The organism is Thaumasiovibrio subtropicus, from assembly GCF_019703835.1.
GTDB lineage: Bacteria > Pseudomonadota > Gammaproteobacteria > Enterobacterales > Vibrionaceae > Thaumasiovibrio > Thaumasiovibrio subtropicus.
The window spans coordinates 1,003,400-1,015,376 of sequence record NZ_AP023054.1 but is presented as its reverse complement, the minus strand read 5'-3'; the positions used below and the strand labels follow the sequence as shown (position 1 = coordinate 1,015,376).

Sequence of the window (11,977 nt, the reverse complement as noted above, 5' to 3'; positions counted from 1 at the left end):
GTAGCAAAATGCTTACCAACTTATTACGCCTGACGTAAAGAAGCTTTTTATCAGTTAAACCAACAACCTGACGAAGCAATGTGCGAGACGATTATTGACTTCTTTGACGCCGAATAAGTGTCAGCCATCCTTGCGCATCGCTATCTGGCGCCATTTCAGCAAGTTGAATGAATGCTTTTTCCGCCTCCTCGAACTGGGCTAGGCGGTAGTGGCCTATGCCTAAGTAACGCCAATATCCCACTTGATAAGGATAGCGACGCGTCGCCTCTGCGGCTAAATTGGTCAGTGCTTGCCAATTTTCCGACGAAGCATGGACATATAAATGGAGGTTTAGCCATTTCAAATCGTCATTTTTTTGACGAAGAGACGATAAGATATACTCAGCTGTCGACCAATCAGCACCGTCAATGGCGTACTGCAACCATATCGCAAGATTGTCAGCCGTTTGATCAATCGCTCCCTGCGATACCCCTTGATGAAACCAATAGTTCGCTTTGAGTGGTTGCTTAGCTTCAGAGAAAAGCGCTGCGATGCGCAGATAATGATACGCCTGATTGCTTTGTCCCATTTGCAATAGCGCTATACGCGTTTCTGCCTCTGAGACTTTTCTATCCTCATTCTGGTATGCCCTCACTCGCTCCTCCAGGTCGGCAACGCTGGAAGAAGAGCTTGGTAAGATTGGCGACGCTGTTACCTCACTATTTGGCGATGACTCCTTCGTTTCAAAGCCACGCTGATCACTCGGTTGTTCGGCGATGGATACAGGCGTTTGCGTCGAAGGTGAGGGGGCAGCCGATTCTGCCTGAATAATGTCGATACTCTCTGCGCCTAACTGGGATTGCCGCCGCCATTGGTTGCACTGTTTTCTTAACGACAGCGCTTCCTCCCCAACGAAGTACCGTTGTGTTAGCGCGTTTTGACACGCCTCTAGAGCGGCATCAAATTGCCTTAATGCGGCATAGTTTAGCCCTTTTAATCGGGCGACATTTGCAGCCTCAGCCGTGGATTCAGGAGATATCGTTGAGAGGGTCGCTAACGCATCATCATAACGCTGCGTGCGCATGGCATGGTCGACATCTCCGAACTTGACATAAATCTCAGGGCGAATAGAAGCCTCAGTTGTCCCCACAAACATCAATAAGGCTATCGCAGTTAAACTGGTACTTTTCATCAAGGCAACCCACAAAAAATAAGTTAAATCATACCATTAGTCCGAATATCACGCACATAATACGCCAATGTTCGAGATGTCACTCCAAAATCCTTTCCCTGACGCTAACGAAAAGTGTCGAAAATAAACTACAAAAAAGTCAATTGGTTAAATCACTCCTTTTTTCCCACCGCAAACCCTATGTTTCATATTTGACACATTATTGAAACTAATGCTTTATTAAATGATTCATCGCGCGGTGCTTTCAAAACTATCCGCGTTGTTGACCACTATTGATGGGCTACACTCTTACATCGCTTATTGACTCGAACACTTAATAACATTAAGAAAAACAAGGACAATAAGCGTATGCACCGAATGTAACAGATACCTGCAAGCACAAGGCTAGACTTAAAAACAAGCGGAAACTATAAAATTTTTTTAGTCTTTTCTCGTTTTTTAGCGCGAGTGATCGAGATCAATTCCCCATAAGCAGGCTATCGGTACACTTCAGTAAAATTCGGTGAAACTTTTTACAACTTGTTGAAAGTATTCTTCACAGATGTAAAACGGCCAATGAGCCATATATAAAACACAAAACAATCTTCACCGAACATTACGACTTTTTTTGAACACTTTTATTGAACACTTATAAACGAGGAACGTATGTCATCAAACGCTAAAGCAGATGGCTTAGACGCAAACGCAGAGAAGAGCTATCAAGAGCTACATCGCCCTGCCTCGGAGTTTGCGAGTCGCTCAGATTATTTGGATCATGAACTTCAAATCATGAAACCACGCCGCTGGGGCTTGAACTTACCTGGCCGTGATTTCCGATTTGAGCTTGAAGATTTAGTACCTGCATTGGCTGGTACCATCGCCATTATCGCTATGTATTCCTCGGTAGCGATGTCTTGGGCTGACGGTTTATCCGCAGCATGGGATCACGTGGAGCTGGGCAAAACCTTTGCAGTAGAAGTTGCCCGTGTAGAGATGCTTATTCCTGCTCTCCTTTTCTGTGTCTTGGCTTCAGGTTTCTTGAACCCTCGCGCAAACCTTGCAGGTAACCACGGCCCAATGATCCCACTGATCGGGGCAATTGCACTGGCTGGTGCTCACCCACTAGCGTTAGCCATCCTGATCGGCGCCTTTGGTCTCCTTCTAAGTTACCTAAAAGGAGGGTCCAAACTGGTTAATTTAACCAGCGAAGGGGTTGCCGGGGGACTACTGGTCTTCCTCGGTTTCACGGGTGCGATGACACAGATTGGCGATATCCAGAGCTGGGCAACCGGATTACAAAATGCGGAATATGCAAAAGGCAGTTTAGGCTACATCGGTCTCATCGTATTAGCCGCTAACATCTGCCTATACGCTTACCTTGCAAAAGTGAACAAGCGTTGGCTAGCGATTCCAGCATGTGCGTTCACTGGTCTTGCGATTTCATTAGGTCTAGGGGCGGGTTTTGACTTAGTGTTCGAAACGCAAACAGGGCTTCCGAACCTAAACCCTGTATATTGGTGGGGTAGCACTGAACAAGGTTGGATGTTAGGACTACCCAATGTTCAACACTTTATCGCATCACTGCCATTTGCCATTCTTGCCGTTGCAATGTGGTCACCCGATTTCTTGGGCCACCGTATTTTCCAAGAAATGAACTACCCACGCGGCACAGAAAAAGTGTTGATGGATGTCGATGATACAATGACAACCTGTTCACTACGCCAAATGGTCGGTACTGCTGTTGGTGGTTGTAACATCACTTCATCGTGGGGTACATACATTATTCCAGCGGGTATCGCGAAGCGTCCAATTCCAGCGGGTGCCATCTTGCTGGGTACTTTTTGTATCGTCGTCGCTATCCTTGGTTTCCCAATGGATGTCGCAGTATGGCCTCCGGTGATGCGCATTGCCCTGCTTGTCGGTGTATTTCTACCGATGCTAGAAGCGGGTGTGCAGATGATTCGTGATAGCAAAGATGCACAAGCAGCAGGTATCTGTGTGTTCGGTGCGATGGTCGCAAACCCAGTACTTGCATGGGCGATGACAATGCTACTGGACAACAACGGTTTGATCGGCAACAAAGAACGTGCGGCTAAGTTGTCTATGATTGACCGCATCGTGATTCCGGCGGGTGCCCTATTGATTTGTTTAGGTGCCATGCTCGCGGTAGGTATGTTGGAAGGCCAATACGGTATCCCAGCACTCCTTTAATTATAAAGAACGGGCAGCTTATTGCTGCCCTGTCTTAAACTGTAACAATAACGCGGTAGCCAGAGCGAGTAACCATACGAATAATGATGTGATAACAGTTCACAGCAATTATTCTTATAGTTATTTTTTCAGAGAGTATCGCCTCTATGTTAGCCAGAGGTTGATACGTGTTTTTTCTACTAAAAAGGTAGGTATGTCATGGCAGAGCAATTTGCTAAAGCATGGGAAGGATTTGTTGCCGGCGAATGGCAAAACGAAGTTAACGTTCGTGATTTCATTCAAAAGAACTACGCACCGTATGAAGGTGACGAGTCATTCCTGGTAACTGAAGGCACTGAAGCGACTAACAAGCTTTGGGCAAAAGTGATGGAAGGCATCAAGCAGGAGAACTCAACACACGCTCCTGTTGATTTCGACACTTCAGTGATCTCTACCATCACTGCACACGATGCGGGTTACATCGAAAAAGATCTAGAAACTATCGTTGGTCTGCAAACTGAAGCACCACTTAAGCGTGCGATCATCCCTAACGGTGGTATCCGCATGGTTGAAGGCTCTTGCAAAGCTTACGGCCGCGAACTAGACCCAACTGTTAAGAAAATCTACTCTGAGTACCGTAAAACGCACAACGCAGGCGTATTCGACATCTACACTCCAGACATCCTGAAGTGTCGTAAGTCTGGCGTTCTGACAGGTCTTCCAGATGCCTACGGCCGTGGTCGTATCATCGGTGACTACCGTCGTGCCGCGCTATACGGTATCGACTTCCTAATGAAGGACAAGCTAGCTCAATTCAACTCTCTACAAGAGCGTTTTGAGAATGGCGAAGACCTACAGATGACCATGCAGCTTCGCGAAGAGATCGCAGAGCAGCATCGTGCACTAGCTCAAATCAAAGAGATGGCAGCGAAATACGGCTACGACATCTCTGCTCCTGCGACTAACGCACAAGAAGCAGTTCAGTGGACTTACTTCGCTTACCTAGCGGCTGTTAAGTCTCAAAACGGTGCAGCAATGTCACTAGGTCGTACTTCAACGTTCCTAGATATCTACATTCAGCGTGACATCGAAGCGGGTATCATCACTGAAGAACAAGCTCAGGAAATGATCGACCACTTCGTCATGAAACTACGTATGGTGCGTTTCCTACGTACTCCTGAGTACGATGAGCTATTCTCTGGCGACCCAATCTGGGCGACTGAGTCTATGGGTGGTATGGGTCTTGACGGTCGTACGCTAGTAACGCGTACTAACTTCCGTTTCCTAAACACGCTATACACCATGGGTCCTTCTCCAGAGCCAAACATCACTGTGCTTTGGTCTGAGCAGCTACCTGACGGCTTCAAGCGTTTCTGTGCGAAAGTATCTATCGATACTTCTTCTATCCAGTACGAAAACGACGACCTAATGCGTCCAGACTTCGAGTCTGATGACTACGCAATTGCATGTTGTGTCTCTCCAATGGTTATTGGTAAGCACATGCAGTTCTTCGGTGCGCGTGCGAACCTCGCTAAGACGCTTCTGTACGTAATCAACGGCGGTGTTGATGAGAAGCTGAAGATGCAGGTTGGTCCTAAGTCTGAGCCAATGCTTGACGAAGTACTAGACTTTGACAAAGTATACGCGGGTCTAGACAACTTCATGGATTGGTTGGCGAAGCAGTACGTCACTGCACTGAACAGCATCCACTTCATGCACGACAAGTACAGCTACGAAGCCTCTCTGATGGCATTCCATGACCGCGACGTACGTCGTACCATGGCTTGTGGTATCGCAGGTCTTTCTGTTGCTGCTGACTCACTGGCTGCAATCAAGTACGCGAAAGTGAAACCAGTACGTGACGAAGATGGCATAGCGATCGACTTCGAGATCGATGGCGATTATCCGAAATTTGGTAACAACGACGCACGCGTAGATGACATCGCTTGTGAGCTTGTTACTACCTTTATGGATAAGATCCGTAAGCTGAAAACTTACCGTGATGCAGTACCAACTCAGTCAATCCTAACCATCACTTCAAACGTGGTATACGGTAAGAAGACGGGTACGACACCAGATGGTCGTAAAGCAGGCGCACCATTCGCTCCAGGTGCTAACCCAATGCACGGCCGTGACGAAAAAGGTGCGGTAGCATCGCTGACTTCTGTAGGTAAACTACCGTTTGCTGACGCAAAAGACGGTATCTCTTACACCTTCTCTATCGTACCTAACGCGCTAGGTAAAGATGAGACGACGCAGAAAGCTAACCTAGCAGGTCTAATGGATGGTTACTTCCACCATGAAGAGACTATCGAAGGTGGTCAGCACTTGAACGTTAACGTTCTAAACCGTGACACCCTAGAAGATGCGGTTAAGCACCCAGAGAAATACCCTCAGCTAACTATCCGCGTTTCAGGCTACGCTGTTCGCTTTAACTCTCTCACTGCTGAGCAGCAAAAAGACGTTATCGCACGTACTTTCACTGAAACACTTTAATCGTTCAGTTTAAATGACTTAAAAACCTCGCTTCGGCGAGGTTTTTTTATTTTTGCAAACCCAATTAATAAGCTTAGTTATCAGCGCACAGCCTTCCACGTTACACACTCATAACCTCTTCGTTACCCCTCATTAAAATCACTTATTGCTTCTGCTTAATAATTCAAAAAGTTGTAAATCCTTGTCTATTGAGGGGAATTCTCATCGCGTTTGTAATACACTGACTCCTAAATTACGCACTGAGCGAGAGATGTAATGACAGCAATTGGTCGAATCCATTCCTTTGAATCCTGCGGCACCGTAGATGGCCCAGGTATCCGCTTTATTGTGTTTATGCAGGGCTGTCTAATGCGCTGCCAATATTGTCACAACCGTGATACTTGGGATCTTCACGACGGTAAAGAAGTCTCTGTTGAAGAAATCATGAAAGAAGTACTCACTTACCGACACTTTATCAATGCATCGGGAGGGGGGGTTACCGCATCAGGAGGTGAAGCGATGTTGCAACCTGAGTTCGTGCGTGACTTCTTCCGTGCAGCCCAAGCAGAAGGTATTCACACTTGTTTAGATACTAATGGCTATATTCGCAAGCATACTGACATTGTCGATGAAGTGCTTGATGTCGCCGACTTAGTGATGCTTGACCTCAAACAGATTGACAATGATGTTCATGAAAATCTGGTGGGTGTGCCCAATAAACGTGTGTTGCAGTTTGCAGAGTACCTGCACAAACGTGGCCAAAAAACGTGGATTCGCTATGTGGTCGTTCCTGGTTTCACCGATGACGAAGCCTCCGCTCATCGCTTAGGTGAATTCATTAAAGACATGGATAACATCGAAAAAGTCGAGCTTCTCCCGTACCACCAGCTCGGTGCGCACAAATGGGAAGCGATGGGCCATGATTACCCTCTCGATGGCGTTTCGCCGCCTCCCAAAGAGACGATGGAAAACATCAAAGCTATTTTGGCAAGCTACGGCCACAATGTCATGTACTGATCACTGTTGCCTCTTCATGATGAAGAGGCTCCCTATTCTTCCAGTCACAAATATCAACTTAATAAGACAAAACTATTGAATTAGTTTCTGTTCGCTTCTACGTTTAATGAGGGCGATATACAGGGATGAAAATTTGTCTTTCTCACTTCGTATCATCACATTCATTTTCTTATTGCTATTGAGCGGCTCCGCCTTCAGTAAAGAAGGTGCATTTGCCATCGTCACTGCCTCCCCAATACCGCCCGCTCAACTCTCATTGCCAAAAGCTAAGCTGCTCTTTTCTGGCAAAACTCGCGCTGTAAAAGGCATTGGACGCGTCAAATTGGCCGACTTCCCCACCGGGAATCCGATACGGGTCGCTTTCTATGACCTTTTCCTCAATAAAAACGAGGCACAAATGAACCGTCTTTGGGCGTCATTAGCATTCTCTGGGCGTGCTCAACCCCCCATTGAAATGGCTGATGATAGTATTGAAACTCTCAAACAGTGGCTAATGGATAACCCAGATGCGGTTGGGTATTTACCATTAGAGCATGCAGGAGGCTTAAATGTATTACTTGAAATTCATTAAGGCCCTACCGCTTGTTATCTCAAGTTTATCCGCTTGGGGCAGCACCCTACCCGAATGGCTTTCTGTCTCCGGTTTTGCGTCTACCGCGGCCGCTAAGAGCGACAACACAGCACCCTACTACTATTCGCGTAACATCTCCGATGAATGGTGCTTTGACTGCGACACTATCGTTGGCCTACAACTCGACGCACATCCGAATGATTGGCTACACCTCTCCGTTCAAGGCGTAAAGCGCCCAGTCGATAATTTCAGTGAACCTGCACTCGAATGGGCGTATGTCGCCTTCTCACCCACGGAGTCTTTTAGCCTGAGAACAGGGCGTTTACGCTCTCCAACCTTCATGTATTCGCAAGTAGTGTTTGTGAATCAGGCTTACCCGTGGTTACGTTTGCCCGCAGAAGTTTACGACACAACAAAAGGCTTTACCCGTTACGATGGACTGGATGCGCGTTATCAAATTGAAACCGACAATGATCTGATCATCACCTTCCATCCCTATATGGCCTATAAATCAACCATTCGTGATAATGAAATCAATAATTATAGCTGGGATGTCTATATTCATGAACACTACGGCTTAAAACTTGATATTGAGGGCATTAACTGGTCAGCCTATCTCAACCATTATCGCGCAGACATTACTGTGACGTCCGACGAACTGTTAGTGCCAAGTGGCTTTCCGGTGCTTCCAACAACACCATTTGTTCCGTTTAAGCAAGATGTCCAAACCAAAAGCTGGACCTATGGCATAAAGTACGATTGGCAAGATTGGACCTTTGTCTTTGAGGGCGCAGGCAGTGATAGCACCTCGTGGGGTGGCTATCTCTCTGCCATCTATACATGGGACAAGTTCACTCCTTATATTGTCTATGGAAAACGCTCTCCGACATCTGATGACAACCCAGAAAAGTCGGACAGCTTCAGCTTGGGACTTCGCTATGACATCAAACCCAACTTATCGATTGTTGGAGAGTGGCACCATACCAAAACTGGCGATGGCAATTACCGAGGCAGCTTTACACCACCCACTATTCAAGAGATAGAAGACCGCTCTGCAAACATTATTTCTATCGGTATTAACTACAGTTTTGCCTTTTAGCGATCGGGACGGATAAGACACCGCCCGATCACGCTATTAAGGCGTCATTCACAAAATCAAATCATCACCGCAACAAATAAAAAACCTAATTGAGTCAAATAATTCCCTTCTCAGGTACCATGAATTTCAGTAATATTCATTTACAGAAATAATCACCAAATAAACCCTTCAGAGCATTTAATTTTATGGTATAAATACCACCGCAAACGATTGCGCAACTGCTTTTGCGCCATTTCTCGCCATATACCACTCACTACGACGTTCCAAAGAGGATAGTGAATAATGAAAAGCGACATTCAAATCTGCCGTGAAGCCACACTGACCCCAATTGAACATATTGCCGCTCAGCATGGCATTCATTCAGACGACTTATCTCCTCAAGGTACGCATAAAGCGAAGATTAAACCTTCCATCCTCCAGCGTCTAAGCACGGAAAAAGAAGGAAAATTGGTCGTAGTGACAGCAATCACACCGACGCCACTTGGTGAAGGTAAAACAGTAACCACCATCGGTCTCGCCCAAGGCTTAAAGAAAATTGGTCGCTCGGTGATGGCCTGTATTCGCCAACCATCAATGGGCCCCGTTTTTGGTGTCAAAGGTGGTGCTGCGGGTGGTGGCTACAGTCAAGTCGCGCCGATGGAACAACTTAACCTTCATCTCACTGGTGATATTCATGCCGTGACTGCGGCACATAACCTTGCTTCTGCCGCACTGGACGCGCGCATTTATCATGAGCAGCGCCATGGTTATGACGCATTCGAAGAGAAAACAGGGCTGACCGCACTGCGCATTGACATGAAGCGTATCGTTTGGAAACGCGTAATCGACCATAATGATCGCGCGCTACGTATGGTAACTGTTGGCAAAAATCAGCCTGGAAAAACCATTAATGGCCTTGAGCGCGAAGACGGTTTCGACATCTCAGCAGCCTCTGAGCTAATGGCTATCCTTGCCCTCTCAAACGACCTGCAAGACATGCGTCAACGTATTGGCAAAGTGGTGCTAGCTTACAACTTGGATGGTCAACCTGTTACCGCGGAAGACTTGCAAGTCGCTGGTGCGATGACCGTAACAATGCGTGAAGCCATCGAGCCCACATTAATGCAGACTTTAGAAGGCGTCCCAACCCTCATCCATGCAGGCCCTTTCGCCAATATTGCTCATGGTAACTCCTCTGTCATTGCCGATCGCATCGCGCTGAAACTGAGTGATTTTACTATCACAGAAGGTGGATTCGGATCTGACATGGGCTTCGAAAAAGCCTGCAACATAAAAGCACAGCAAGCTGGACGCGCCCCGGATTGCGCTGTTGTTGTCGCGACTTTACGTGGATTGAAAGCCAACTCAGGCTTATATGACCTTCGCCCTGGGCAAGCACTGCCAGACACCCTTTTTGAAGAAGATGAAACCGCCCTACTTGCTGGCTTTGAGAATCTAAAATGGCACATTAACAATGCCGCCAAATACGGTGTCCCTGTAGTTGTTGCCATTAACCGCTTCCCGCAAGATACTGACAGTGAGTTGAATCAACTTAAGCAGCTCATCGAAACACTAGAGTGTCGTATGCCTGTCAACGTCGCGATTAGCGAAGCCTTTGGTAAAGGCGGCGAAGGCGCGGCGGAGCTCGCGAAGGCCGTCGTAGCAGCATGTGACACACCGGCGGACTTCCAACCGCTTTACCATCTAGAACAAAGCCTAGAGGAAAAACTGATGGCCGTTGCGGAAGTCGGTTACGGCGCCGCCAACCTTGAACTCAGTGATGAAGCCAACGCGCAACTGGCCCAATTTAAAGCACAAGGCTTCGATAACCTCGCGCTATGTATGGCGAAAACGCCACTGTCAATTACGACAGATCCGAGTAAAAAAGGCGCCCCTACTGGCTTCACTGTACCAGTGCGCGAACTTAAGCTTTGTGCGGGCGCAGGTTTTGTCTACGCCCTATGTGGCAATGTTATGACCATGCCGGGATTACCTGAAAAGCCCGCCTATATGGGGCTCGATATTGATGAGAATGGCGATATCGTTGGACTGAGTTAATCGCAAGAAAACGCTAAAACGGCACCAATCAGGTGCCGTTTTTTGTTGCAGCACCTTGACCTATTAGGAGTAATAATCCTGCTCAGAAAAACTTCGTACCCAGTGCGAGCGATAGATCACTAACAGCGTCATCACCATGCCATTGAGCAAGGCTTCAGGAAATAACAAGACAGGCATAAAAGAGAGGTAGTTATACCAAATGACCGCAAACGCCATATCATGCACCACATATTGCCATCCGCTCACCGCAAGCATGGTTACCACCATCATTAACGCACCATTAAAAAAGGCGGCAACAAACAAATAGATAAACAGATGATGCGCCAAATAACGTCGCGTCAGCTGATAAACCATCTCGCTAAATACGCACGGGATGACCCCATAACAGAGGCCATACAGGCCTATATCTTGCCAACTCACACCTTTAAACACCGCCATCGACAAGGTCGGCACTATCGTCATCCACATAGCGATGCGAAATCCATGGCACAAGGTTAACGCTGTCACCAGAAGAAAGTGAATCGCAAGCCCCTCAACGACACCTGCTTGCAAGCACCAGAGTAGCGTCACCGCCCCAATCGAGCTGTATACAAAGTGCTGGTAAGTCGTGTCTTGACGCAGTTTTGGTAACCACTCTTTTGGGAAGAAGCACAATAAAATCAAAATCCAACCCAGCCAACCCAACACCTGCCACATGATCACCGCCTCCTTATCCTGACTTTCGACGTTACTCTGTGAATACTCAGTGAAATGTTAAGGAAAATACGCAGTGACCCACATCGGGATCATGGTTTTTTTATATCAAGCTGGTACTCTGTCCCCAAATGATAATACCAATGAGGCTATTCAACATGGAAATGACTAACGCTCAACGTTTAATCCTTTCTAATCAATACTATCTGATGTCAAAGTTGACGCCAGAACTCGAAGCAAAATACCGCCGCCTTCAAACCATTGTAGAACGTGGATACGGTCTACAGATGCGCGAGCTAGATAAGGATTTTGGTGAGCTAAACGAAGAAAAGTGCCGCACCATTATCGACTTCATGGAGATGCATCACGCGATGCAGGAGTCGTACAAAATGTTAGCAGCAGAGGATCAAAGCCAAGTTGACGTCCGCCGTTTACAGTTCTTAGGTTTCGATGCGGCGACTGAATCTCAACTGGTTCACTATGTGCGTTTCTTGACCGAAGAAGAGGGGCTATACCCTCAATTTGAAAAATCTGAGCACCATTTCAACAGCCAAGTACCGATGTACGATAAGTACAGCCGAATGCTACAGACTTGGCGTAACTGCCCGCGTCAATATCACCTAAGTTCAACAGAATTGCAGCAAATTCTAGCCGCTTAGAGTGAATGCACACGCATTTAGGGGGTCAAATGTGACCCCTTTTCCTTTATTGATACTTTTTTTATTGGATCAGTCTATTAACCAAA

General features: G+C 46.9%; 9 protein-coding genes. 7 read left to right on the top strand and 2 right to left on the bottom strand.

Annotation, left to right across the window (positions count from 1 at the left end):
* Positions 1 to 91: 91 nt before the first annotated feature.
* A complete protein-coding gene (locus TSUB_RS04830; protein ID WP_087019969.1) occupies positions 92 to 1,171 on the bottom strand; it encodes a hypothetical protein in 1,080 nt (359 codons plus the stop codon).
* 645 nt (positions 1,172 to 1,816) lie between these two features.
* Between TSUB_RS04830 and TSUB_RS04825 the strand changes: the two genes are divergently transcribed.
* The 6 genes from TSUB_RS04825 (at position 1,817) to TSUB_RS04800 (ending at position 10,539) form a co-directional block, all read left to right on the top strand.
* Positions 1,817 to 3,361, top strand: a complete 1,545-nt coding sequence (locus tag TSUB_RS04825; RefSeq protein WP_087019972.1) for a DUF3360 family protein — start codon at positions 1,817 to 1,819, stop codon at positions 3,359 to 3,361.
* Positions 3,362 to 3,559: 198 nt separating this feature from the next.
* Positions 3,560 to 5,836, top strand: coding sequence for a formate C-acetyltransferase (gene pflB, locus TSUB_RS04820; RefSeq protein WP_087019974.1), 2,277 nt, complete (start codon positions 3,560 to 3,562; stop codon positions 5,834 to 5,836).
* A gap of 255 nt (positions 5,837 to 6,091) precedes the next feature.
* The gene (gene pflA / locus TSUB_RS04815) at positions 6,092 to 6,832 is read left to right on the top strand and encodes a pyruvate formate lyase 1-activating protein (RefSeq protein WP_087023008.1); all 741 of its coding nucleotides are present in this window, start codon (positions 6,092 to 6,094) and stop codon (positions 6,830 to 6,832) included.
* A 133-nt stretch (positions 6,833 to 6,965) separates the two neighbouring features.
* Complete coding sequence (locus tag TSUB_RS04810; RefSeq protein ID WP_087023006.1) at positions 6,966 to 7,403, top strand: hypothetical protein; 438 nt, start codon at positions 6,966 to 6,968, stop codon at positions 7,401 to 7,403.
* The gene (locus TSUB_RS04805) at positions 7,381 to 8,502 is read left to right on the top strand and encodes a hypothetical protein (RefSeq protein WP_087023004.1); all 1,122 of its coding nucleotides are present in this window, start codon (positions 7,381 to 7,383) and stop codon (positions 8,500 to 8,502) included. Before TSUB_RS04810 ends, TSUB_RS04805 begins: the two co-directional genes overlap by 23 nt.
* A gap of 282 nt (positions 8,503 to 8,784) precedes the next feature.
* Positions 8,785 to 10,539 carry a formate--tetrahydrofolate ligase gene (locus TSUB_RS04800; protein WP_087023002.1) on the top strand — a complete coding sequence of 585 codons (1,755 nt, stop codon included), beginning with the start codon at positions 8,785 to 8,787 and terminating at the stop codon, positions 10,537 to 10,539.
* A 63-nt stretch (positions 10,540 to 10,602) separates the two neighbouring features.
* Here TSUB_RS04800 and TSUB_RS04795 read toward each other — a convergent pair whose 3' ends face one another.
* Positions 10,603 to 11,235 carry an energy-coupling factor ABC transporter permease gene (locus TSUB_RS04795; RefSeq protein ID WP_087023000.1) on the bottom strand — a complete coding sequence of 211 codons (633 nt, stop codon included), beginning with the start codon at positions 11,233 to 11,235 and terminating at the stop codon, positions 10,603 to 10,605.
* Positions 11,236 to 11,390: 155 nt separating this feature from the next.
* Between TSUB_RS04795 and TSUB_RS04790 the strand changes: the two genes are divergently transcribed.
* Positions 11,391 to 11,891 carry a YfbU family protein gene (locus TSUB_RS04790; RefSeq protein ID WP_087022998.1) on the top strand — a complete coding sequence of 167 codons (501 nt, stop codon included), beginning with the start codon at positions 11,391 to 11,393 and terminating at the stop codon, positions 11,889 to 11,891.
* Positions 11,892 to 11,977: the final 86 nt, after the last annotated feature.

Coding starts and splice junctions, on each gene's coding strand:
- TSUB_RS04830 (WP_087019969.1), bottom strand. CDS start 1,171: ATGAAAAGTACCAGTTTAACTGCGATAGCCTTATTGATGTTTGTGGGG.
- TSUB_RS04825 (WP_087019972.1), top strand. CDS start 1,817: ATGTCATCAAACGCTAAAGCAGATGGCTTAGACGCAAACGCAGAGAAG.
- pflB (WP_087019974.1), top strand. CDS start 3,560: ATGGCAGAGCAATTTGCTAAAGCATGGGAAGGATTTGTTGCCGGCGAA.
- pflA (WP_087023008.1), top strand. CDS start 6,092: ATGACAGCAATTGGTCGAATCCATTCCTTTGAATCCTGCGGCACCGTA.
- TSUB_RS04805 (WP_087023004.1), top strand. CDS start 7,381: ATGTATTACTTGAAATTCATTAAGGCCCTACCGCTTGTTATCTCAAGT.
- TSUB_RS04800 (WP_087023002.1), top strand. CDS start 8,785: ATGAAAAGCGACATTCAAATCTGCCGTGAAGCCACACTGACCCCAATT.
- TSUB_RS04795 (WP_087023000.1), bottom strand. CDS start 11,235: ATGTGGCAGGTGTTGGGTTGGCTGGGTTGGATTTTGATTTTATTGTGC.
- TSUB_RS04790 (WP_087022998.1), top strand. CDS start 11,391: ATGGAAATGACTAACGCTCAACGTTTAATCCTTTCTAATCAATACTAT.